Source organism: Beijerinckia mobilis, from assembly GCF_000745425.1.
In the GTDB taxonomy this organism is placed as follows: Bacteria; Pseudomonadota; Alphaproteobacteria; order Rhizobiales; family Beijerinckiaceae; genus Beijerinckia; species Beijerinckia mobilis.
This window is the reverse complement of record NZ_JQJH01000010.1, coordinates 63,311-87,083: the sequence shown is the minus strand read 5'-3', so window position 1 is coordinate 87,083 and position 23,773 is coordinate 63,311. Positions and strand designations below refer to the sequence as shown.

The window sequence follows — 23,773 nt, the reverse complement described above, 5'->3', positions numbered from 1 at the left end:
ACCCGATCCCGCGACCGCAGCGCAGTGGCTTTGACGCCAAGTCTCATTGACAATAACTAATTGTTATCAATGAGACTTGGCGTATGGAATACAAACTGTCACGAGCCACGTTGATTGCGTGGCTCTGATCTGGCACCCAGGTCTGTTAATATTGACAACAGACTATTCGTTATATTCATGTGACAATATTATGGAGCTGGTCTGCCCATGGGTCTTTTTGGTATACTTCTTTCTCTAGCCTTTTTGGTATGGCTCGCTTTTCGCGGGTGGAGCGTCCTCATCCTTGCTCCGATAGCAGCCATTATCACCGCGGCTTTTTCGAACGAACCCTTGCTTGCGCATTGGACGCAAACTTTCATGATCAGCGCCGCAGGGTTCGTCGCGCAATTTTTTCCGATTTTTCTTCTTGGGGCGATCTTTGGAAAGCTCATGGAAGACAGCGGGTCGGTCACCGCCATTGCCGATTACATGACGGAGAAACTGGGGCCGAAACGCGCCATTTTGGCTGTCGTTCTGGCAGGAGCGCTGGTCACCTATGGCGGCGTCAGCCTTTTCGTCGCCTTCTTCGTCATCGCCCCGATGGCTCATGCCCTGTTCCAGGCATCTTCCATTCCACGCCGTCTGATGCCCGCCACCATCGCTCTCGGCACGTCGACTTTCACTATGTCCGCCATGCCGGGGACACCAGCCATCCAGAACGCCATTCCCATGCCGTTTTTCGGCACCACGCCCTTTGCGGCGCCCGGTCTCGGCATTCTCGCTTCGGCGATCATGCTCGGATTTGGATTATGGTGGCTGAGCCGCGCGGAAGCGTCAGCCCGGCGCAAGGGCGAGGGCTATAATGGCAATGTGGGCGCCAATACCGACCTTGTCATCAAGGATGATAGCATCCGCGCTCTGGCGAGCGCCGCGCAGGAATTCGATCCGGCGGAATTGAGCCATGGGCACGTCAGCGCGACGAAGCCACCCTTTGCGTTGGCGGTCCTGCCTCTCGTCGTCGTGATTGTCGTCAATCTGATCATGTCCATGATCATCCTGCCGGAGATCGACGTCTCCTATCTTTCCGAAGACCGTTTTGGGCCGACCACATTGGCGGCTGTCGGTGGTGTCTGGTCTGTGGTCGTCGCTCTCGCGTCGGCCATTATAACACTCATTCTCATCAATTTCCGGCGTCTGCCTGCTCTCCGCGCCAGCATCGATGCCGGCGCGAATGCCTCGGTCCTGCCGGTATTGAGCGTGGCAAGCCTGGTCGGCTTCGGCGTCGTGGTCGCCTCAATGCCCGCCTTCAATTTGGTGCGTGAGTGGGTTTTGTCGATCGAGGGTGGTCCGCTCGTTTCCCTGGCGATCGCGACCAATGTTCTCGCGTCACTCACGGGTTCGGCGTCCGGCGGCATGACGATCGCGCTCGATGCGCTCGGCGAGACCTATATGCGACTTGCCGCAGAACAAGGTATCAATCCCGAATTGCTGCATCGTGTGGCAGTGATCGGAGCTGGAACGCTGGATAGTCTGCCGCATAATGGTGCTGTCGTGACGATGCTCGCCGTCTGCAATTCAACCCATGGCGAAAGCTATTTCGATCTCGTCATGGTCGCCATTGTTGGCGCCATCCTCGCTCTGGTCGCCGTCATCGGCGTTGGCTCCTTGGTGGGCTCCTTCTAAAACAGATCGATAAATCTTGCTCAACCGCTTTTCTCAATGATTGCGGTTGAGCAAGAGCCTTGATGCTCTTTTTAACGAGAAAAGAGCAAAATGAAATTATTGGCCGGCAAATCGATCTGCTTCTTGAGAAGAAGACCGTGCTTGCCGGCTATCTTTTCAATATCACGAATATCTTTCAGGCCCCATTCCGGCACCTGTTTGGAAAGAATTTCCTGATCGAAATTCTGATTGGATTCCGTCGTATAGTGGCCATCGACTTTAAAGGGACCGTAGATGGCCAAAAAGCCGCGTGGTGTCAGAGCTTTCGAAGCCAGCTCGGAAATTCCTTCCGCGATTGATAGCGGCGCGACCTGAAACAGATTGATGACGAAGACGACATCATAAAGGCGTGTTTCAGCGTGCGGCCAAGTCTCGGCATTCGTCAGATCAACGCGAATAGGATCGACGACATTCTTGTTGCCTTGCGAATCCCGTGTCTTCGAGATTGTTTCAAAAACCTTCTCATCATAATCGGACGGCTGGAAAGTCACTTCTGGAAAATGCGGCGCGAAATAATTGACATGGGCACCACTGCCACTGGCCAATTCGAGTGCCCAGCCGTCTTTCGGGAACAGGGTTTTGAAGACGCCAAGAATAGGATCACGATTGCGCCGTCCAGCCCAGGAGACATAGGCGCTCAGCGGATAGGGATCGATCGGCGGCCTCGGCTCTTCAACAATTCCCGGTTCCGGCAGATGGTCATCGATATTATGTGTCATGATTGTCTCCCATCGGAAAGCGGGCAGACTGGAAAATTCCATCTGCATCATTCGAAAGCTCATGCGGCTTGACGACTTTGTGGGTCAGGCAGTCGCCAGCAAATCTTTCAGTATAGTGTCAATTCCATCGCGATAGCTCTGGTCGAGCCCAAAAATCGCGAGATGCCCCCAGATCGAAGACAGGTGTTTCAGCTGGCTGCCAGGAACCAATGTCTGTTCAGCGGCGATGTCCGATAATGGAAACAGCCCATCCTCATCGATTGCGATGACATATGTCGTGGCTATGATATGGGACAAAGCTTTTTTGATATCGCCCCCACTGTTGCGGCCGACATCACCACCCTGCCATTTACGTGCGAGAAGAATGAGATTGTTCGGATCCTGAGGGAGAAAATGCCCCTCCACGAAGCCGGTCAGGAAATCCTCGGTCGATGAGAATCCGAGGTCCCGCCATCCCTCCTCTGCATACAAACGGGGGGTGAAAGCCGCTGTGGCAAACAGGCGCGCATGGCGGCGCAGGCCCCGATGAATGTCGCCGGCATTATCATACCAGCCATTATCATAAGCGCGATCACTGGTGATCGCCTCGATGAAACTCTCGACGAGCAATTGATTGTGCGCGCTCGCGCGGGCTGTTCCGGCGATCGGCGCGGCGCGGCGGACGAATTCCGGATAACGGACTGCCCATTCATAGGTCTGTTGGGCCCCCATGGATCCCCCCAGAACGAGCTGCAGCCGCGTCAATCCAAAATGTTCCGTCACAAGGCGATGTTGAGCACGGACGTCATCGCCGATCGAAACCAAAGGAAATCGCGCCGCGTTGAAAGGAGCCGGGTTATTGCTCGGCGCGCTGGAGAGACCATTACCGATCTGATTGACGAGAATGATGAAATAGCGATCTGGATCAAGCGCACGGCCCGGACCGATATAAGCCTGTTCCAAGATCTTCGTGGTGCCGGAATACCATGTCGGGAAAAGGATGGCGTTGTCCCCGGCAGCCGACAGTTCCCCAAAGGTGGCATAGGCAAGCTGCAAATTGCGGATAGTACCGCCATTTTCCAGCAGAAAGGGTCCCAGATCATGGATCTCAAAAGGCCCGTGTCGTTCTCGATCGTAATAGGAGCCCAATGTCGTCTCATCGTCGAAAGGCTGCGGATGAAGAAATTTCAATTATTCTATGGATTTTGTCAACTTTAAGCCGAAGCCGCTGATAGTTTATGTTGATATAATCTGTGATTTTAATAGACTAATATGCTGTACCTCCCAAGAGCGGAGACCGACCACCTGGAGCGGTTCGGACGTTTCCGAACTGCTCCAGGCGGAAATGCTCTAGTCCCCGCTTCTGACATTTCGAAACCGTCATGCGACACGAGCCAAGCAGGAGTTAAAAATGAGCCGAACTTTCCTTTATGCCGAGATTCAGGTCGCTATACCCTTCGAAAAAATCGACTGGCGCTCCATCAACGAAGCCATGCGCAAGGAACCGGGTCTCAAGAGCAAAACCTGGCTGAGTGGCATCAATACCAATACGATTGGCGGCTTCTACGAGTTCGACAGTCAGGAAAATGCGAAGGCCTATGCCACGGGCTATCTCGCGGGGGCGGCGGCGCAGCTCGGTGGCAGCCTTTCCGTCAAACTTTTCGACGGTGATATCGTGGCGGAAGCGAGCGCCGGAATGGATGCGCCCTATTTCATCCCTGAAGCGGTTTAGGCAAAACGCTAAACCCTTCGTTGGCGATTGAGCCAGCCTCTCCCGAGGAGATTATCCGGTACGGTACCCTTAGAGCATTTTCCGATAATGTTGAATCGCTACGCGATTCCATCATTTTGAAAATACTCTAATTTTCTTTCGTGGAGCGTTCCGGATATATCCGAAACGCTCCAGGCGGATCATTCCGGATCGGCTGGTATCATCGTCTGCAGGACCTCTCCGGCGAGCATTCGGGTGATCCTTGACCCGCGCGCAAGCGCTTCCTGATCGAGCTTTTCGACGAAGATACGGGCCGCTTCGAAGGAACGATCAAGGCGCAAAGCCGCATAATCGATGAGCGCCGTATCCACGACAAGTTGCCGGTCGAGGAAAAGCTTAACCAGAACGGCCCGCAACAGATCATCGTCAGGTGGCTCGATAGAGACCGACGGCGCAAGTCTGAGACGCGACAGAAGATCGGCTATGCTCAGCCCCCAAAGGTCGGGCGCCGTTCTCGCCGTCAGCACCAGAGCCTGACGCGATTCCCTTACAAGGTTGAGAAGGTGAAAAAGCTGTGCCTGCACTATGGCGAGCGTCTCGGCCTCCTCGATCAACAGGGGGCCTGACCGCGCCAATCGTTCGAGATCATCTTCAAGCAACAGGTCGCGGGCGGCGAGACGTCTAGCCCCTGCCCTGCGTGCCCAGATCGACGCGAGATGGCTCTTCCCGGCTCCGGCAGCGCCCTGCAGCAAAAGAACCGGATCCGGCCAATCCGGCCACAATTCCAGCATGGCATAGGCTTTTTCATTCGAGGATGAGACGAAGAAATCCTCGACGCCGAAACAAGGGTCACCAGCCAGATCAAGGATCAGCTGGCGCGCCGGCTTTGCCGATTTCATCCTATTGTTCACCTTCGCTTTGCAAGACTGCAACATCGATGAGGACTTTGGGGCTCGCCTCGGTAATACCAGTGTAAAGCGCGCTGGCGCGGTAACGCCGGACGGCAAAACGCAGGATGACACCCATTGCTGCAGCCACGGGAACCGCCGTGAGAAGGCCGGTGAAACCGAACAGGCTGCCGAATGACAAGAGCGCGAACATGACCCAAACCGGATGCAGTCCGATGGATTCACCGACAAGTTTCGGCGCGAGAATGTTCCCTTCAAGAAACTGGCCTACGAAAATCACGGACAAAGTCACGAAGAGGAGATGCCAGTTCGGCCAATCTTGAACGATCGCGACAGCCGAACCGATCACCAGCGCAACCAGCGATCCAACATAAGGAATGAAACTGAGGATCCCGGCTGAAATACCGATCAGCAGGCCGAAATTCAGACCAACGAGCGTAAAGCCGAGCCCGTACCAGAGGCCGAGAAACAGACACACAAGTGACTGGCCACGCAGAAATCCCGCCATCGCCGCATCGATTTCCGCAGCCAATGCCCGCACGGTAGCCCGGTGTCGGATGGGAATGAGACTATCGATCTTGGCGATCATCTTGTCCCAGTCGAGCAGCATATAGAAGGCAACAACAGGCGTGACGACGAGCAGAGAAATCAGACTGACGAGCGCCGCCCCTCCGCTCCAGAGGGATGTCAGAATACCGGCTCCCCATTGAATGACCTGCGAAACCATATCGCTTGTCTTCGGTGCGAGTTCTGGCCCCTCCAAATGGCCAAGGCCAAGCCTTTCAATAAAGGCGCCGACATATTCAGTCGCCAGGCGGTCGCGTCCCTGAGTAATGAGATCCTCAAGCTTGTGGATATAATCCGGCAGCGATTGAATGAACCCCGCGAATTGATGGCCGAGAATTGGCAGGATGAGGATGCCGGCAACCACGACGACGACGAGAAAAACCGCCAGAATCAGCAAGGTCGCACCGAGGCGATTGAGCCCGAGACCCTCAAGATAATCGGCCACGGGATCGAGCAGATAGCCGAGCACGACAGCCGCCGCGAAGGGCAGGATCACTGCGCTAAAAAGCCAAAACAAAAAGACCACCAGGAAAAAGGCGACGACCCAGAAACAGATTTGCCATTCGATACGCATTACGTTGGGCCCTCATGATGGTGAAACCGAAGTCCGTCACCTCACCGGCGATCACCCATCCGAATGAAGCATCCTCCCAAAGCGCAAAATCATTGTCTCATACCAAGTCTCACTGATCCCAACCTATTGGGATCAGTGAGGTTCGGCGGAAAGCCGCCGCTCCGCAAGCGCGGGGACAAGTCTCAATGAGTCACGCCCATTGAGACTTGAAATTATCGAGGGCTGTGTCGGCATCACCGATTCACACGCAAAGCCCACTTCGCAGATCCCAGTGGCCAAAAGACGATGCCCTCTTGTGGGGCGGTCATATCGAGCCTCACAGGCCACAGCGGATTCTAAGCCGCCTTGCACGGCCAGAGCCATGATGGATTCTGCTTTTCCAAAGCAAAAGCAATGCTGACAGGAATGTCGAACAATGGGGATTTCAGAAATCCGCCGAGAATCACAGATTCATATGGCGGATCCATCGCGAGATATAGGCGGCCATCGACGCCAATGTCAGAAATGTGATGGTGTAAACACCAATGCTGAACCACGGGTGCGCGGGAAGCGCAAATGCCTTGACGCCCAGGACAAGCGACGCAAAAGCGATCTGGGCAGCGGTATTCAGCTTGGAGATCGGCAAGGGCACCACGCGAATGGGCTTATCCAGGAGCCATGAGACCATGAAGGCGCCGATGATCATCAGGTCACGTGCGACGACAATAATCGCCAGACCCGCGGGGATCGTCTGATTGATCGCCAAAGCAATATAGATCGAGACGAGCAAGGCCTTGTCCGCGAGCGGGTCGAGATAGGCACCAAGCTCCGTGCGAAGGTCGAAGCTTTTGGCGATCCAACCATCAAGGGCATCGGAAATACCGGCGATAATGAAGATGATGCAGGCTTCCATCCAGCGATGCGAAGCGATCATCACGACAATGGCCGGGACGAGCACCAGCCGGAACAGGCTGATCAGATTCGGAATGCTGCCGAAATTCGCTGTGAGCATGGGCTGATACGGGAAACCGGCACCGCGATGGAAAATGGCGCCTGAATGAACTGCTGAAGCATCCTATTCAATGCTTCATGCTCCAGACAAATCCCGATCGGCATAATTGTTCCCCTGACGCGCCGGTTCTTCATCAAGAATCATTAACGGGAAGTGCAGCCGAGCGATTCGTATCGAAGTGCATGGATCGCGACCTGTCATAATCCATAAATGTTCGCCGGAAAGCCGCGCATAGTCGCAGGGGCGCAAGCGATGAGTCAGAATCATCGCCTTTTGCCTTCAATGGCCTCGATCGCAAGGCATGCGGGAATGGATCGGAATGAGCCAAAAGATTTGGAAAACGGCTTTTTCCCGGGCTGTTCGAAGAGAGCCCCATCCTTATGTTCAAACGGATTGCGCCGTTAAAAGTCCTGACAAAGAAAAAGCACCACATTTATCGCGCTTCTTGAGGGAAAAGCAGGATAAAGGTGGTGCTTTTACGAGAAAGAATTGCCCAGTCGACAGATGTTTAACCGTCTTGGAACTGACAATTCTTCATTTAATGGCCGTCAGGCGAGAGCTCTCAATCGGGGCTTCTATCGCCTGTTGCATTTCGAATGAGCGGACACCAAATCTTCCTCAACAGGGGGCCGGGCAAATTTTGAAGTTAATGCCTGGCCTTAGCGGGGATTACCAGGTCCTTCAGGAAAGTAGGGGTTCGCGCCCTGTCCCATGCGACCGAAGGCACCGCCGTCGCTCTTTTCATGATGCACGACATGGCCGACGCGATCATTCTGATTGTCGACATAAGAATAATATTCATTTGCATTGGCGGGAATTTTATCATTGGCGACCGCCGCACCGGCGGCAAGTACCAAACTGGAGGCCAATAAGGCCGAGACCAAATGTTTCATCTTTCTGCTCCTTGCGGGAGCGACTTCATCGCCCCCTCACTAAAAAAAAATATAAACTTCCGGAGCGGATTGATCATTGGCCAAAACGGAATTTCATTCTCTCAAACCAAGCAATAATGTGCTGCGCTTCTTCGAAGTCGTGGCCTCATTCGTGAGAAAATCGATAAAAAGCCTCACTTTAGGATCGCTCGTCGCATGCCGGCTAAAGAGCAGAGAGGCTTCCAACGGATCGCCACTATGCCAATCCGGCAGGACCTGCTTCAGGGCGCCGCTGGCGAGGAAGGGTTCCGTGAGGATTTCCGCAAAGAGGGCGAATCCTTCACCCAGTAGAACATGATTGAGAATGACCGATGCCTCGTTGGAGACCATGCGCGGCACGAGAGTGACAGGCACTTGTTCCTGACCCTTTCGAAAAGTCATGGTGGCGCCGGCAGCCGGCGTATCGATGGATGCGCTCAGAAAGACGTGGTGTTCGAGGTCGCTCACCGATTCAATCGGCGGATGCTTTTCCAGATAGGAGGGAGAGGCGACAACCCGACGGACGGCATGCATGAGATGATGCACGGCATAGGTCGAATCAGGCAAAGCACCAAGCCGGACGGCAACATCGAATCCATGCTCGATGAGATCGAGCGGTTCATTGTTCAAAGTCAGATAGACCAAAACTTCCGGGTAAAGACGCTGAAATGCCGGCAATATCTGGTCGATGATCAAAATGCCCAAAGTATAGGGGGCAAGGACTCGCAGTACGCCGGCTGGTTTGCTGCTGTAGCTCTTGGCGACGAGCTCAGCCTCCTCGATGAGAGTCAGCGCCTGTGAAGCGTTATCGAAAAAGGCGCGACCAGCCTCGGTTACGAAAACCCTGCGCGTCGTGCGCCGCAGCAATTCAATACCGAGCCGATGTTCCAGTTCCTGAATCTTGCGGCTGACGGTGGCCGGCGGCACGCCGAGCTGGCGCGCGGCGGCCACGAAACTGCCGCGCTCCACGACGCGGACAAAGGTGATCATATCATCGAGTTTCTGCATCGCACCGTCCGGCCGTCTCAATGAGACGATTAAAGAAGCTTTTTCACTACCTTTTGCCAACGCACGCAAAGCGTGACCGTTGTTGCCTCAATCATGTCCGCGTTTTCGACGCCGGCGCGAAACGATATGGGAAGTCGAGAGCATTTTCTGCTCATGACGCGTCGATTTTTGATATATCACTTTGAAAATACAAAGATTTTTTCATGTCCGGATCGATACGAAATGCTCTGGCTGCCCATCGAGCAAGGGACAGCGCTTCCGAGTCGGACCCATTTTCCGCCTCCGGCCGCTTCTCCGGCTCCGCCTCCGATTTTCAAAGTCGCAAAGATGCTGAAAAATCATTTGCGTGAGAATAACGCCATACGACTGTATGCCATCTTTTTCACGGAAACTTTCGTAAGGCCGCGCTTTGAGGGAATGTGGCAATATCGAAGCGAAAATGATTCCCTGAACATTATTATCGTTCAAGGATTTGTGATGCCAGCGGCCCGTTCTGCTGTCAATGCCAAGCTTGTCACGTTGGGCGCTGTTGACGCGGCCAACTTGCATCGGCCCCAACAAGCCGTTACAGCATGCAGATGATCGTCATTTTCGACGTTAAAGTTCCAGCATAAAAACAATGTGTTAGTCTCTCGCCGGCGCAGGCGTGGCATCGCCCGCCCGATGGCTTCGACCCGACAATTCGGACCCTCCATGGATAAGAAGAACGGCCTGACCTATGCGGAAGCCGGCGTCGACATCGATGCCGGCAATGCGCTCGTCGAAACCATCAAGCCATTTGTTCGCGCAACCCGCCGCAAGGGCGCGGATGCCGAGATTGGCGGCTTCGGCGGCCTGTTCGATCTCAAGGCGGCCGGTTTCCACGACCCGATTCTCGTTGCCGCCAATGATGGTGTGGGCTCCAAGGTCAAGCTCGCAATCGACAGCAGCCGGCACGAGACGATCGGCATTGATCTCGTCGCCATGTGCGTCAACGATCTCATCGTGCAGGGCGCAGAACCGCTCTTCTTTCTCGATTATTACGCGACCGGCAAACTCGAACCGGCAACGGCAGCCGATGTGATCAAAGGCATCGCCGAAGGCTGCCGCGAGGCGGGCTGCGCCCTCATCGGCGGCGAAACGGCGGAAATGCCCGGCCTCTATGCGGGCAAGGATTATGATCTCGCCGGATTTGCGGTCGGCGCGGTCGAACGCGGCAATCTCCTGCCGCGCGCCGATATGGTCCCCGGAGATATGCTTCTGGGCCTGCCCTCCTCCGGACTGCATTCAAATGGCTTCTCTCTCGTCCGTCGGGTTCTGACCCTCAAAGGTCTCGATCTTGGGATGGTGGCGCCGTTCGCACCCGATACGACGCTCGGCATGGCGCTTCTCGCGCCGACCCGCATCTACGTCCGGCCATTGCTCCAAACCCTTGCGACGGCACCGGGGATCAAAGCTCTGGCGCATATCACTGGGGGTGGTTTTCAGGACAATCTGCCACGGGTTCTACCGGCTTCGCTCGACCTCCAGATCGATCTCTCCCGCATTTACGTACCTGCCGTATTCGGCTGGCTCGCCCGCGAAGGCGGCATAGAGGAATCCGAAATGCTGCGCACCTTCAATTGCGGCATCGGCATGGTCCTCGTCGTTGCGGCCGGCTCAATCGAAACCGTCGAGGATGCGTTGCGACAGGCCGGAGAGAAACCGGTACGGCTCGGCTCGGTCGTCGAGTCGGCGCCAGCGAGCGCACGCGTGCAGTTTCAGGGGCGGCTTTCGCTTTGACGCCCTCCCGCAAACGCACCGCCATCCTGATTTCCGGCCGGGGCTCCAACATGCGGGCCCTGATCGAAAGCGCTCGTGCCCCGCATTTTCCGGCCGAAATCGCCCTCGTCCTTTCCAATCGGCCGGAAGCGGAAGGGCTCCGTTTCGCCAAGGAAAAGGGGATCGCCACAGCGGCGGTGGACCATAAAATCTATGCCGGGCGTGAGGAATTCGAACGCTCCATGCAAGCCTTGCTTGAGCTGCATCGCATCGAGCTGCTCTGCCTTGCCGGCTTCATGCGGCTGTTGACACCCTGGTTCATCAGCCAGTGGGAAGGACGGATTTTGAACATCCATCCCGCCCTCCTACCATCCTTCCGCGGCCTGCACACGCATGAGCGCGCGCTGGAGGATGGCGTGAGAATCCACGGCTGCACGGTCCATTTCGTCGTGCCGGCCATGGATGCCGGACCGATCATCGCACAGGCCGCCGTTCCGGTTCTGGAAGACGACACAGCTGAGACTTTGGCAGCGCGGGTTCTCGCCGAGGAGCATCTGCTCTATCCACGTGCGCTAGACTATATTGCGCGCGGCGGCTGGCGCATCGCGGGCAATCGTGTGTTGTTTCAGAACAATGCCGATGCAACGCTCCTGCCCTCGGCCTTGCGGGTGCCTGGACCAGTTCCTGAAGGTGATCCACCGGCAAATCCCTCAGCGCGGGAGAAGCGTTCATGATTCTGGCAAGCATGACCGGCTTCGCCCGCAGCACCGGCAGCCAGGGCGCCGCGCGTTTTGCCTGGGAGCTGAAGAGCGTTAACAGCAAAGGCATTGATCTACGGCTGCGGCTACCGCCGGGATTCGACGCGATCGAGGCGGACATCCGGCAAAGACTCGGCAAGGCGCTGACACGGGGAACCGTGCATGCCTCGCTCAATGTACAGCGCGAGGCGATGGCGCCCGAAGTCCATATCAATGAGGCACTTCTAGAAAAACTGCTGACCTCCATCGGGGATCTCCCACTGCCGCCCGGCATCCGTACAGGCAGTCTCGACGGCCTCCTTGGTGTTCGCGGACTCATCGAAATCATCGAGGCAGAGGAAAGCCCCGCAGAACGCGAGGCCCTGAACGGCGCCGTTCTCCTCCATCTCGATGAGGCGATCACGGGCCTTGTTGCCATGCGCCAGGTGGAAGGGGCGGCGCTCGCCCCCATCCTCATCAGCCGGCTTGAACGGATCGGCACCCTGACCAAGGCGGCCGAAAGCTGTCCGGGACGCCAACCCGAAGCGATCAAAGCCAAACTTGCCGCCAGCATCGCCCGGCTCGCCGATCAGGTGGGGCTTGATCCCGCGCGCCTGCATCAGGAAGCCTTGCTGCTCGCAGCCAAGGCGGATATTCGCGAAGAACTCGATCGTCTGCTGACGCATGTGCAGGCGGCGCGTACGCATCTCGAAACCGGCGGTCCCTGTGGCCGCAAGCTCGATTTTCTGGCGCAGGAGCTGGGCCGCGAAGCCAATACGCTATGCTCGAAATCCAATGACGCCGGCTTGACCGATATCGGGCTCGAATTGCGTGTCGAGATCGAGCAGTTCCGCGAGCAGATTCAAAATCTCGAATAACGCCTATGACCGATGTTGCCGATCCCCGTCCGGATCCCCATTCTGCTGCCCTCCATTGCAAACGGCGCGGGCTGATGCTGATTCTTTCCTCGCCTTCCGGCGCGGGGAAGACAACGCTGACGCGCATGCTGCTGCAGTCGAAGAAGCTCGATCTGACCCTGTCGATTTCGGTCACGACGCGGCCGCGCCGGACGAGTGAAGTCGAGGGCATCCATTATAATTTCATCACCCGCAAACAGTTCGAAACTCTGCGGGACACCGATGCCCTTCTCGAATGGGCGGAGGTGCATGGCAATTTCTACGGTACACCGAGCGAACCGCTAGAAGCGATTCTCAGCGAAGGCCGGGATGTCTTGTTCGATATCGATTATCAAGGCGCCCGGCAGGTCAGGCAGAAGATCGGGGCCGATGTCGTCTCGGTTTTCATCCTGCCGCCGACCATGCGGGAATTGCGCGCGCGGCTCGAACGGCGCGCCGAGGATCCGCCGGAGACCATCGCCAAACGGCTCGAAAACGCCCGGACGGAAATAAGCCATTGGGCGCATTATGATTATGTGCTGATCAACGATGATCTGCAGCGCACCTTCGAGGAGCTGACGGCGATCGTGACGAGCGAGCGGCTGCGTTCGCCACGGCTCAAGGAGGGCCTCGGCGCGTTCGTCGAGACGCTTCTCAATGAGCCCGGCTGAAGCCTCACCCTTGTACGGAAACAGCTTTATTCCTCCGCTTCATCGGGAGAATTTCGGGAATGTCCCCGGCTATTGTTCCGATAAGTGCTCCAGGTAATTTCATAATCTTCCGCTTGATTACCCCAGCTCGTCCATCCGGGCCGCGCGCCACGCGCGAATAATTCGAGATAAGGTCCCGGACTACAGGCTTCGATAATCGTGTAGAATTCATCCGGCTTGCGGCTGTGCTCGCGTTTCGGCGCGGCAAGAAGATTGACCTGCCGCCGCCCCGGGGCGAGGGTGCGTGCCTTTTTGCCCTTGACGCCGAACAGCACGAGTTCGGTGACGTTTCGAAAATAGAACCCGACACCGCGGCCGTCCGAACCACCGTCTTTGCGCACCTTATGCCAGACGAGGTTTGATTTATAATCGAACCCCCAGGCAGCGAGGACCTCGAGTCCTTGCGGCAGAAGAGCATTCGGCACCCAGAGATAGAGGTGGGCAGTATCCGCCAGAACCGAGGCGACCGGCATGGCCATGATCTCCCCGAGATCCATCGTGCCATAGCGGCTCAGGCGGCGATGTTCGGGCGCCATTTTTCCTGTGCGATTTTGAAAACGCCATGGAGGATCGGCAAGGATCGTCGCGAAGCTGCGCTCGGTGAGATCGCGTGAGAATTCGGCGATTGGATCAGGCCGCATTACCCTCGATCCGAACAGACACGCCCCGAACTCCTTTTAATACAACATGAAGTCTACTTCATAAGCTATTGAAATAGATATTTCATTTTTTCAGAAGTACGTGGAGCGGCCTGAAAGCCGCTCCCGAGAGTCTCTCGTTCCCGTTGAAAAACGGGACCCTTCCTCAGGATCAAGCCGCGCAGGCGAGCTTGACGGCCGTGCCAGTAACCATGACGCGCTTGAGCGCGACACCGCCTTCGCTGGTCAGCGCCGTGTTCTCGTCCTGATAATTGACGCCGACAATAGCGTCGGCACCAATGTCCTCGGCGCGGCGGATCAGATCGGCAAGCAGGCGTTCCCGCCAATTGCCCTGATGCGGTTGAGTACCCGAAGCATGCCAGCTCGATGTGGCGGTGATCGATCCAATCGACTGGACGACCCGGCTACCCTCAATCGATTCCGTGGTGCTGACGCGCATGCAAAACTCCAAAATGAAAATCATTAAGAAGAGCTGCTTACGCCTTTCAACATTGATCAGAGCTTAACGAAGACGCCCGTCTTGCGAGTCCCGAACAACGACACGAAACCATGGTTAATGCCGGAAATGGCGGATGCCGGTGAGCACCATGGCAAGGCCCGCTTCATCAGCGGCAGCAATGACCTCATTGTCACGTACTGAGCCCCCCGGCTGGATGACGGCGGTGGCTCCGGCGGCGGCGGCGGCAAGCAGGCCATCGGCGAAGGGGAAGAAAGCATCCGACGCGACGACCGAGCCTTTGGCGAGCGATTCCGTCAAGCCTGCTGCCTCTGACGCTTCCTGTGCCTTCATGGCGGCGATTCGGGACGAGTCGACGCGGCTCATCTGGCCGGCTCCGATACCGACTGTGGCGCCGTCTTTCGCATAGACGATCGCATTGGATTTGACATGTTTAGCGACACGGAAGGCAAAGCGCAGGTCCCGCCATTCCGACTCGGTCGGCGCGCGCTTGGTCACGACACGCGGTTCGAGATCATCGATCACAGCATTGTCGCGCTCCTGCACGAGAAAGCCACCGGCGACGGGACGGAAGGTCAGGGACGGTGCACGCACATCCGGTAGCCCGCCAGTCAAAAGCAGGCGGAGGTTCTTCTTGGCCGCGACGAGAGCGATCGCCTCCTCATCTGCCTGAGGGGCAATGATGACTTCGGTAAAAATCTTGACGATTTCGGTAGCCGCTTCGGCATCAAGCCTGCGGTTGAGCGCGACGATGCCGCCGAAGGCGGAAACCGGGTCACAACGCAGCGCAAGCTGATAGGCCTCCGCCAAAGTCGCGGCCTGCGCGACGCCGCAAGGATTGGCATGTTTGATAATGGCCACAGCGGCATGTTTTTCGGGATCAAATTCGGCCACGAGTTCAAAAGCCGCGTCCGTGTCATTGACATTATTATAGGAAAGCGCCTTGCCCTGAACCTGCCGCGCCGTCGTCACACCGGCCCGTTTATCCGGTGAGGAATAGAAGGCCGCGCTCTGGTGCGGATTTTCGCCATAGCGCAAAGATTCGATCAGTTTCCCACCGAAAGCGCGATAGGCCGGCACCTTCTCGCCGATCTCCGCCGCAAACCAGTTCGATATGGTCGCATCATAGGTCGCTGTCCGGGCAAAGGCTTTTTGCGCCAGCCGACGGCGCAGCTCAAGGCTGGTCGAACCCTTGCGCGCATTCAGCTCATTGAGCACGGATTCATAATCTTCCGGTTCAATAACGACAGTCACATCATTGAAATTTTTAGAGGCAGCACGAATCATCGCCGGGCCACCAATATCGATATTTTCGATACATTCGGCGAAAGGCGCGCCGCGCGTAATGGTCGCCTCGAAAGGATAGAGATTGACCACGAGAAGGTCGATCGGCGCGATATTATGCGCAAGCATCGCCGCTTCATGCTCTGGATTTTCGCGTATGGCGAGAAGGCCGCCATGGACCTTGGGATGCAGCGTTTTCAGCCGCCCATCCATCAGCTCCGGAAAACCGGTCAGATCCGAGACGTCACGAACAGCGAGACCAGCTTCGCTCAAGGCTTTGGCGGTACCACCAGTCGAGACGAGTTCAATGCCAAGATCGGCGAGCGCGCGGGCGAAATCGATGAGGCCGGACTTGTCGGAAACGGAAATCAGCGCCCGCTCGACGCGGCGAAGCTCGGAAGCCATGGGATATCCTGATGGAGTGACGATGAGATCAATACCAAAGCTCGATTCGACGGCGTGCCGGGAGACGCTTGCCGGAAGCATGGCCCCCTAAGGCGGCGCTCAACCAGCTCCACCAATCAAGACGGGCGTGATTGGTGTGACTTCCCGGGAGACTTTCAACGAGACTTGGTATGAAAGCGGCCATAACGCAAAATGCTGCCGGATGAAACCGGCAGGTTCAAAACTTTCGTACCAGAATGATCCGCGCCGCCGGATGCGTCCGGCTGGGATAGGTCTCGCAACGATAGGAGGCAGAGCAATCGGCCTCCACCATTTCCTTCTCCGCCTCCGCGCCCTTGAGGAACACACCTGCCGCGCCTTTTTCGAGCCAGGGGGAGGCGAGAGACAGAAGCGATGCAAGCGGCGCAAGCGCCCGCGCGCTCACGGCATCCACTTCGTCTTCAAATTCTGTGGCGACGGTCTCGATCCGCCCACAATGAATAATCGCCGGCACGCCTGTCTCTCGAGTCACTTCCCGCAGGAAGGCGCATTTGCGCTGGTCGCTCTCGATGAGATGCACGATAGTATCCGGTTGGCCCGCGAGCGCGACAGCGGTCACAAGGCCGGGAAAGCCGCCGCCAGACCCGAGATCGACCCAGCGCTTTGCCTGCGGAAGGAGATCGCGAATTTGCAGGGAATCAGCAAAATGCCGGGTCCAGATATGGTCGAGCGTCGAGGGGGCGACAAGATTGATGGTCTTCTGCCACTTCCTGAGCAAAGTGGCATAAATCTCTAATCTCGCGCGTAAGTCCTCCGGCAGAGAAGCGGCCAGACCGACTTCCTCCGACGCGGCATTTGCTGCCAGCTTATCAAGATTCCGCATGCCGAAGGATTGAGAGCGTCCCACCGATTTTTCCTTCAGCGAAGGCCGATCCTCAGGCGCGCAGCCCGGCACGGCGGACCCGCGCCGCGAGCAGCGTCAAAGCGGTAGGCGTCATGCCTTCGATCCGGCCCGCCTGCCCCAGCGTCGCCGGGCGGATCGCCGCGAGACGGCCACGAATCTCGTTGGAAAGGCCGGTAATGGCGGCATAATCGAGATCGGTGGGAAGGCTCAGCCCTTCATCGCGACGGAAGGCGGCAATATCGGCCTCCTGCCGGTCGAGATAGACGGCATAATGCGCATCAATGGCGATCTGCTCGGCGATGGATTCAGGAATATCCTGTAATTGCGGCCAGATAGGATAGAGAGATTGAAGCGTGACTTCAGGAAGCGCAAGGAGATCGAAAGCTGAGCGCCGCACACCGTCATGATTGACCTTGATACCATGGCGCGTCGCTTCATTCGGGCTGAGCGTCAAAGCGCCGAGCAGCGCGCGGGCCCCGGTCAAGGCCTTGTCTTTCTCTTGGAAGACTTCCGCGCGATGTCGGCCGATACAGCCGAACGCGATGCCCTTGCCGGTCAGCCTTTGATCAGCATTATCGGCGCGCAAGGTGAGCCGATATTCCGCGCGCGAGGTGAACATCCGATAGGGCTCGGAGACGCCACGGGTGATGAGATCGTCGATCATGACCCCGAGATAGGCTTCCGAGCGATCGAAACGGATGGGAGCAAGGCCGCCAGCCAAGGCCGCTGCGTTGAGACCTGCGACAAGTCCCTGCGCACCGGCTTCTTCATAACCGGTCGTACCGTTGATCTGCCCTGCGAGGAAGAGGCCTGGAAGCTTCTTGACCTCCAGCCCCGCGGTCAATTCGCGCGGATCGACATAATCATATTCGATGGCATAGCCGTATTGGAGAATCGCGACCTGTTCGAGCCCCGGAATCGTGCGTAGAAAGCGCTCCTGAACCGCCTCGGGAAGGGCCGTCGAGATGCCGTTCGGATAGATGGTCGGCACGTCGAGCCCTTCGGGCTCCAGAAAAATCTGATGCCCTTCGCGTTCGGCGAAACGGACGACCTTATCTTCGATCGACGGGCAGTAACGCGGTCCGCGCCCATTGATGGCACCGGAATAGACCGGCGAATAGTGCAGATTTTCGCGGATCACCGCATGGGTTGCCTGCGTCGTCATCGTGATGAAGCAATCGACCTGCGGCCGGGTGATGGCGCTAGTCAAAAACGAAAATGGCTCTGGCTCGGCATCGCCGGATTGGCGCTCCAGCCTGTCCCAAGCGATGCTACGGCCATCAAGCCGTGCCGGTGTGCCGGTTTTCAAACGGCCCATGGTCAGGCCAAGCTGTTCCAGCGCCAGGCCAAGCGCCTCGGCCGGCGGCTCGCCGACCCGACCGGCAGGCACCTTTCTTTCGCCAACATGGATCAGACCGCGCAGGAATGTGCCAGTAGTGAGCACCACGGCGGCGCAGACAATCGTCTTGCCGCCGACAATAACACCAGTAATCTTTCCCGCATCGACCACGAGCGATTGCGCCTCACCCTCGATCACATCGAGGCCATCGATCGCCCGAATTTCCGCCTGCATGGCGGCACGGTAAAGCTTGCGGTCCGCCTGGGCCCGTGGCCCACGAACGGCAGGCCCCTTGGCGCGATTGAGAACCCGGAACTGAATGCCAGCGGCATCGGCCACGCGGCCCATAAGACCATCGAGCGCGTCGATTTCGCGCACCAGATGTCCCTTGCCAAGACCTCCGATCGCCGGATTGCACGACATGGAGCCGATCGTGTCGAAGGATTGCGTGACGAGCGCAGTGCGGGCGCCAAGCCGCGCGGCAGCGGCGGCCGCTTCGCAACCGGCGTGGCCGCCGCCGACCACGACGACATCATAGGTATTCGCCATGAAAGATTTCATGCCTTTATGCTGCGCACACGTCTTCAGGGATGAGCCATCTGCTCCAATCATGCCTATTGGGCTATTTTCCTATACAGAAACGGGAGAAAATTTCCCCAAGAATTTCTTCCGCGCCGATACAACCTGTGATGTCCTGCAACGCTTGCGCGGCATGCCGCAGATCCTCGCCCATCAGTTCGATGGGCAGGTGCCGTGTCATGGCATGATCCAAGGCGTTCGCCGCGCGCTCGAAAGCTTCCCGATGACGTGCACGGGTGATGAGAGCCTCACCAGCACCAATCGTTTGAACGTCAACAAACTTCTTCAGAGCGGCGATGAGACGTTCGAGATTATAACCCGTTGCAGCGCTAATAAAGAAAGTATCAGTTTTTTCCAACTCTCGGTCTTCCGCAGGTGCGGGCAGCGATTCGGCGCGATCGATCTTGGTCATGATTCGCCAAACAGCGCCGGTTAATTCCGGAGGAGGATCGGACGGCGTGCTTGCTTCCGAAAGCCAGAGGATGAGATCGGCCCCCTGTCCTCGTTGCATCGCCCGCGCCATACCCATCTGCTCAAGGGGATCGGCACTGTCCCGTAGGCCGGCGGTATCGATCAGAGTGACGCTATAGCCGCCAAGATCGAGCGCCACGTCGATCACGTCACGGGTCGTGCCAGGAAGATCTGAGACGATTGCGATATCGCGCTGCGCAAGCACGTTCAATAAAGTCGATTTTCCCGCATTCGGCGGTCCCATGAGTGCAATATGAAAACCGTCCCGAATCCGCTCGCCTGCCGTGCCCTTCGCAAGTTCCCGGCGCAAGCTCACAAGCAAGGGGCCGATGATTGCATCAACGAGACGGCTTGTTTCAGGCGGAACATCCCTTTCATCGACGAAATCGATCTCGGCCTCGATAAAAGCCAGGGCATCGAGTAACTTGCCACGCCATTCAATAGCCTGATGGCTTAAGGCGCCCTCCATCTGCCGCAAGGCTTGACGTCGCTGTGCCTGAGTCTCCGCATCAATGAGATCTGCAAGGCCTTCGACCTCGGCTAAATCAAGCTTTCCATGGTCAAGCGCCCGCCGAGTGAACTCACCGGCATTGGCAGCGCGGAGGCCTTCACAGGCACCCAGCGCATCGAATAGAGCTGCCACCACCGCACGGCCACCATGGATCTGAAATTCCACGACATCCTCTCCGGTAAAACTATGCGGCGCCGGAAACCAGAGCACCAGCCCCTTGTCGATGATCTCGCCATTGCGCGGATCCCGGAGAGTGGCAAGCAGGAATGTCCTCGGCTGTGGTAACCTACCGGCAAGGCGGATCGCAGTTTCACCAGACTTGGACCCAGAGAGGCGGACCACGCAGACGGAACTTCGGCCAAAACCAGAAGCTATGGCATAAATCGTATCATTCATGGTGCTGGCGAGGGAACAATTCGTGTCATGGGCTGGTTGAGGACCTGGCTTCCGTAGAACCAAGCTCAAGATTTACCCTTACCCGGATAGCGTCGGTCACTTTCGTTAATTCCTTTGCATTACCGCACTGGTTGACCCATCGTTTAATCGAAAGATTTGTAGCCTTTGACATCACCCACCCGAGCGGTGCCGCAAGCCGTACGTTTTTATTCTCGCGCTTGCTATCTGAGGGACTGTTCTCTTCCCCGATATTTTGACAATCCCGATCGTTAAGCATGGAAAGATGCACGAATACAGGAGATTGTGAATTTTCACCTCCATCCAGCTGCACGACGCAGGTTTTATAGGCAAGTTCCCATGATGCAGCCGTGCCATGAGCGATCCTAGCTGACAGCACGCCAGCGAGAGGCCCGAAAATCTGAGTCAAGAAAGAGGTTTCGAAATCGCCGCCATCATGGGGGGGCGATGTAAAAAAATTTTTACTTGGCGGACGAAAAGTCAGGAATTGTGAAAAATCATTGGAATGTGGTTGCTGCTCTCCCACTTTGGGAATGCTACAGCTCTTCTTACTCGGTGACTTGATCCTTGCCATCGTCCGTTCGTCTAGTCCAGGATCGCTGCTGATCTGAAGATAAATGAGTCTAATGTTTTTCTGTCCAGACTTAGAGACACGTTCGATCTCGCGGCCGAGCTCCAGCGCAGTCAGAGCCCCGAAATTCTCAAAATATCCACCATCGATGACAAATCCCAGATAAGGAGGCCACTTTTCGTCATCCTTGTAAGCCCATTGCTTGCCATCTTTTCCTTTCGGTGGATTGGGAACAATCTTCCCAGCAGGCGAAATATAGCTAAAGCGTGCGCTGTTGTGCGCCGCAGCGCTCAATTTCATATCCGATTGGACGAGCCTGAACATATCGAAACTATCCAGAAAAATGCGATTCTCGATCTGCAAATGGCTGGTGATAATACGTCGGCCTGTTTCGAGATGGGTTCCATTCAGCAGTAGGATGGGGCTCCAAGTCACGTCACCGCTATTATCGTCGGAACCGGCGGCGAGGTCGGGAAAATAGCTCAGGAACGATCTGGCAAGACGGCCATTGCTCGCTGCATCCCAAGCTTTTTCCAATTGCACACCCCGGTCAACGATTGGCACAGGGATAAATGATGTCAAAGGATCCTGAAGGACAAAACGCTCAAGCACCGGAGCCAAAAAATCGTCACTAAGAAACTCCGTCGCATCTTTCGCTTTGTCCGAAGCCTCAACCCGTTCATGCAGCGAGGCGACATAGGCCGCAGCACCAAGGCTGCCGCCCGACACGCCGCTAATAGCAAAGAGGTAGGGCCGCAAATTCCCTACTCCACCTACCTTTTCTTGCAGCTTTTGCAGAACCGTTGCAGTCCAATAGGCTGCACGTATACCGCCTCCCGCTGTCGAAACGATCACGAGAGGCACGGGCTCACTTTCTTGGCCTCCCGCTTTCGCCCAGGATTTACGGGCCTGCGCATACCAACGATCAACCGCTTTGGATACCGTTGGACGTTTCTTCCAGTCTCTTAAACCCTGCCATTGATCTTTGGCCACGCCGATAACGGGCGCCGCCGCTTCGCATTCGCCAACCGCTTCTTTGTCGTTACAAAGGGTTACCGCATGAGAATCGCGATTGATTGATCCCGCGACGCCCACCAGCAGAAGAAAAATCAACAACAATACTGGTGTTTCAAAGAAAAATCCGAGGATTCCGTCAGGCCGATCCAAAAGAAATTTCAAGACCACTTCACGGAATAAGTTTCCAATTGCCACAGCGATGAAAAAGATTGTGAAAGCCGTAACCATCGATCCAATGAACCGGCCGATCCAAATCGAAGGCATTAATGACATTATTAGATAAATGATAATAGCGAGCCCGGCGAGCCCTAGGGTCCAATGCCAGTTTTCGGCAATCTTTCCTTCAAAAACCTTACCAAGCTGATACTTTTCGTAGGCAACATTGAAAGACGCAGCCCCTCTTTTCTCATAGATGGCTGAGATATGCTTATGTGCTTCTAACCTGCGCTCGTGAGCATCTCGTAACCGTAACCGGCTACTCTGTAATGTGATGGTAATGAATAATAGTGACGAACCGAGAATGACGACGGAAGCACTGAACAAACCGATGAGATCTACAGGTTGCTTAGCATGATTATTATATGTCACTAATTCCGAACCTGCAAAACCAGTAAATACGCCCGTTAGCAGGCAAATCAGGAGAACACAAGTCTGTGTGATACTCCATTTCTTTTTACAATAGTGCCCAAGCGGCCGTAAAATGAAAAAGAAATCAATAAAATAACAAGCCGCTGTCAAGCTGATCACAGCGGCTGGCACGGCAAAGACGGGATACTGCGTCGAAGCCAATTTGGACCAATCCCATTCCTTTGAAAAAGGAAGATGAAATGCGGCCAAGGCAATCGTCAAAGCGGCAAAAAAATGGGCGGCGAGCCCCGCAAGCCGGGGGGGCCAACGCAACCAAGGTTCCGCATTTCGCGACTCCAAGGCTTTGCGTACCTCTTCGCCCGATGCACTTGATTTGGCAGCCTCTGTTGGGTTGCCTTCCGCATCTATCAAATGGTCCTTGTTTTCGAAGGCGTATGTATAGCGGCGCGCAAGTGGCAAACGCGCGGCATGCCATGCGGAGAGCGCCCAAAAAAACAACGCGAAGAACAATAAACTGAGCTTCAGACAATAACGATCACTCGATGCGTCGATGAGTCCGACGCCAAGATCCTGGCCTTGATCAGTCAGAAACAGAAAGAAACAGGCGACTCCTATGGCGGCCAAAGGCAACCACATTTCTTTCATGACCGTAAAAAATACACGCGCTCGACTTAAAGACCAAAGGAGGCAAAAAGAGGCGATGATGGTGGTGGGATAGAAAAGAAAAGCGGCCAGCGAGCATCTCTGAGCGGTTGACCTGAGATCGATGTGCAGACCCAGAGAAACCGCAATCGCTCCCCAAACCAAGCAACCAAATCCCAAAGCGAGCCAACCCCATAAATGATTGATTGCCATTGTAGTACTCATTTATAAATCAAACAGATAAAGCGTAGCAATTCATAGCTGCTACACCCTCCAACAATACCTGAAGGGACAATTTTTACGTTACCGGCACACCATGACGCAAAACTCCCCAGAACAGACACCGACAGATCATTCGTGCTTTCTAGTAGACTAAAACAAATATATCAATACAATTACACAGATATATACATATCAAACATCATCACATGGTGAATAATTGATCATTTCCAGATTCCGAAACAACACGATTGTTATACAAAACAAAGACACAAAAACATACGCTCTGGACACAACACGAAATTAAATACATCTGCACCAAATAGAGCAATCACCATCACGAAGGATGGCAAACAATAAAAACACGCAAGCTACAAAAACGACATATAGGCAAGCGAAACCAGAAAAGACCACAACAGACCTTGATACCACAAAACAAAATACGTAAGCCGGCAATCAGGGAATACTTCCAAACAAAACCCTGCCCCCAGAGAACCCAAGCAGCCAACAAATTTCCACTCTCACCATCAAAAGCCATACTACTAAGGCTTAAGATAGCCCAGACCCGCAATATCGGCAGAT

General features: G+C 55.8%; 21 protein-coding genes. 7 read left to right on the top strand and 14 right to left on the bottom strand.

Going from position 1 to position 23,773, the window contains the following annotated elements; genetic code table 11:
* The first annotated feature begins 207 nt into the window (after window positions 1-207).
* The gene (locus tag DL88_RS09755) at window positions 208-1,662 is read left to right on the top strand and encodes a GntP family permease (RefSeq protein ID WP_034995291.1); all 1,455 of its coding nucleotides are present in this window, start codon (window positions 208-210) and stop codon (window positions 1,660-1,662) included.
* Between the two features lie 71 nt (window positions 1,663-1,733).
* On the opposite strand, the gene DL88_RS09750 is transcribed toward DL88_RS09755, so the two are convergent.
* Both DL88_RS09750 and DL88_RS09745 read right to left on the bottom strand, forming a co-directional pair.
* Window positions 1,734-2,420 (bottom strand): DUF938 domain-containing protein, encoded by a 687-nt coding sequence (locus DL88_RS09750; protein ID WP_051955837.1) that lies wholly within the window; start codon window positions 2,418-2,420, stop codon window positions 1,734-1,736.
* 84 nt (window positions 2,421-2,504) lie between these two features.
* Window positions 2,505-3,590: an alpha/beta fold hydrolase gene (locus tag DL88_RS09745; protein ID WP_280949203.1), complete on the bottom strand. Its 1,086-nt coding sequence runs from the start codon at window positions 3,588-3,590 to the stop codon at window positions 2,505-2,507.
* 220 nt (window positions 3,591-3,810) lie between these two features.
* Between DL88_RS09745 and DL88_RS09740 the strand changes: the two genes are divergently transcribed.
* Window positions 3,811-4,131, top strand: a complete 321-nt coding sequence (locus tag DL88_RS09740) for a YdhR family protein (protein ID WP_034995289.1) — start codon at window positions 3,811-3,813, stop codon at window positions 4,129-4,131.
* Between the two features lie 179 nt (window positions 4,132-4,310).
* On the opposite strand, the gene DL88_RS09735 is transcribed toward DL88_RS09740, so the two are convergent.
* From DL88_RS09735 to DL88_RS09715, 5 genes are all read right to left on the bottom strand, one after another.
* Window positions 4,311-5,009 (bottom strand): P-loop NTPase family protein, encoded by a 699-nt coding sequence (locus DL88_RS09735; protein ID WP_034995287.1) that lies wholly within the window; start codon window positions 5,007-5,009, stop codon window positions 4,311-4,313.
* A 1-nt stretch (window position 5,010) separates the two neighbouring features.
* Window positions 5,011-6,159 carry an AI-2E family transporter gene (locus tag DL88_RS09730; RefSeq protein WP_034995284.1) on the bottom strand — a complete coding sequence of 383 codons (1,149 nt, stop codon included), beginning with the start codon at window positions 6,157-6,159 and terminating at the stop codon, window positions 5,011-5,013.
* Between the two features lie 442 nt (window positions 6,160-6,601).
* Window positions 6,602-7,150, bottom strand: coding sequence for a CDP-alcohol phosphatidyltransferase family protein (locus DL88_RS09725; protein WP_034995281.1), 549 nt, complete (start codon window positions 7,148-7,150; stop codon window positions 6,602-6,604).
* Window positions 7,151-7,809: 659 nt separating this feature from the next.
* A complete protein-coding gene (locus tag DL88_RS09720) occupies window positions 7,810-8,043 on the bottom strand; it encodes a hypothetical protein (RefSeq protein WP_034995278.1) in 234 nt (77 codons plus the stop codon).
* Between the two features lie 93 nt (window positions 8,044-8,136).
* Window positions 8,137-9,069 carry a LysR family transcriptional regulator gene (locus DL88_RS09715; RefSeq protein ID WP_034995276.1) on the bottom strand — a complete coding sequence of 311 codons (933 nt, stop codon included), beginning with the start codon at window positions 9,067-9,069 and terminating at the stop codon, window positions 8,137-8,139.
* Between the two features lie 72 nt (window positions 9,070-9,141).
* Here DL88_RS09715 and DL88_RS09710 point away from each other — a divergent pair, with 72 nt between their 5' ends.
* The 5 genes from DL88_RS09710 (at window position 9,142) to gmk (ending at window position 13,113) form a co-directional block, all read left to right on the top strand.
* Window positions 9,142-9,651: a hypothetical protein gene (locus tag DL88_RS09710; RefSeq protein ID WP_156971030.1), complete on the top strand. Its 510-nt coding sequence runs from the start codon at window positions 9,142-9,144 to the stop codon at window positions 9,649-9,651.
* A 111-nt stretch (window positions 9,652-9,762) separates the two neighbouring features.
* The gene (purM, locus tag DL88_RS09705; RefSeq protein WP_034995272.1) at window positions 9,763-10,830 is read left to right on the top strand and encodes a phosphoribosylformylglycinamidine cyclo-ligase; all 1,068 of its coding nucleotides are present in this window, start codon (window positions 9,763-9,765) and stop codon (window positions 10,828-10,830) included.
* Window positions 10,827-11,543, top strand: coding sequence for a phosphoribosylglycinamide formyltransferase (purN, locus tag DL88_RS09700; protein ID WP_084705094.1), 717 nt, complete (start codon window positions 10,827-10,829; stop codon window positions 11,541-11,543). Before purM ends, purN begins: the two co-directional genes overlap by 4 nt.
* Complete coding sequence (locus tag DL88_RS09695; RefSeq protein WP_034995270.1) at window positions 11,540-12,424, top strand: YicC/YloC family endoribonuclease; 885 nt, start codon at window positions 11,540-11,542, stop codon at window positions 12,422-12,424. The genes purN and DL88_RS09695 overlap by 4 nt, the downstream gene beginning before the upstream one ends.
* A gap of 5 nt (window positions 12,425-12,429) precedes the next feature.
* Window positions 12,430-13,113, top strand: a complete 684-nt coding sequence (gene gmk, locus DL88_RS09690; protein WP_034995268.1) for a guanylate kinase — start codon at window positions 12,430-12,432, stop codon at window positions 13,111-13,113.
* Window positions 13,114-13,139: 26 nt separating this feature from the next.
* Here gmk and DL88_RS09685 read toward each other — a convergent pair whose 3' ends face one another.
* From DL88_RS09685 to DL88_RS09655, 7 genes are all read right to left on the bottom strand, one after another.
* On the bottom strand, window positions 13,140-13,793 hold the full coding sequence (locus DL88_RS09685; protein WP_034995265.1) for an MT-A70 family methyltransferase: 654 nt from the start codon (window positions 13,791-13,793) through the stop codon (window positions 13,140-13,142).
* Window positions 13,794-13,962: 169 nt separating this feature from the next.
* Complete coding sequence (locus DL88_RS09680) at window positions 13,963-14,250, bottom strand: heavy metal-binding domain-containing protein (RefSeq protein WP_034995432.1); 288 nt, start codon at window positions 14,248-14,250, stop codon at window positions 13,963-13,965.
* Window positions 14,251-14,364: 114 nt separating this feature from the next.
* Window positions 14,365-15,957 (bottom strand): bifunctional phosphoribosylaminoimidazolecarboxamide formyltransferase/IMP cyclohydrolase, encoded by a 1,593-nt coding sequence (gene purH / locus DL88_RS09675; RefSeq protein WP_034995429.1) that lies wholly within the window; start codon window positions 15,955-15,957, stop codon window positions 14,365-14,367.
* A gap of 217 nt (window positions 15,958-16,174) precedes the next feature.
* Window positions 16,175-16,843: a 16S rRNA (guanine(527)-N(7))-methyltransferase RsmG gene (gene rsmG / locus DL88_RS09670; RefSeq protein WP_245270746.1), complete on the bottom strand. Its 669-nt coding sequence runs from the start codon at window positions 16,841-16,843 to the stop codon at window positions 16,175-16,177.
* A 28-nt stretch (window positions 16,844-16,871) separates the two neighbouring features.
* A complete protein-coding gene (gene mnmG, locus DL88_RS09665; RefSeq protein WP_084705104.1) occupies window positions 16,872-18,728 on the bottom strand; it encodes a tRNA uridine-5-carboxymethylaminomethyl(34) synthesis enzyme MnmG in 1,857 nt (618 codons plus the stop codon).
* Between the two features lie 73 nt (window positions 18,729-18,801).
* The gene (gene mnmE / locus DL88_RS09660; protein ID WP_034995260.1) at window positions 18,802-20,136 is read right to left on the bottom strand and encodes a tRNA uridine-5-carboxymethylaminomethyl(34) synthesis GTPase MnmE; all 1,335 of its coding nucleotides are present in this window, start codon (window positions 20,134-20,136) and stop codon (window positions 18,802-18,804) included.
* 25 nt (window positions 20,137-20,161) lie between these two features.
* Complete coding sequence (locus tag DL88_RS09655; protein ID WP_034995257.1) at window positions 20,162-23,185, bottom strand: patatin-like phospholipase domain-containing protein; 3,024 nt, start codon at window positions 23,183-23,185, stop codon at window positions 20,162-20,164.
* Window positions 23,186-23,773 lie beyond the last annotated feature (588 nt).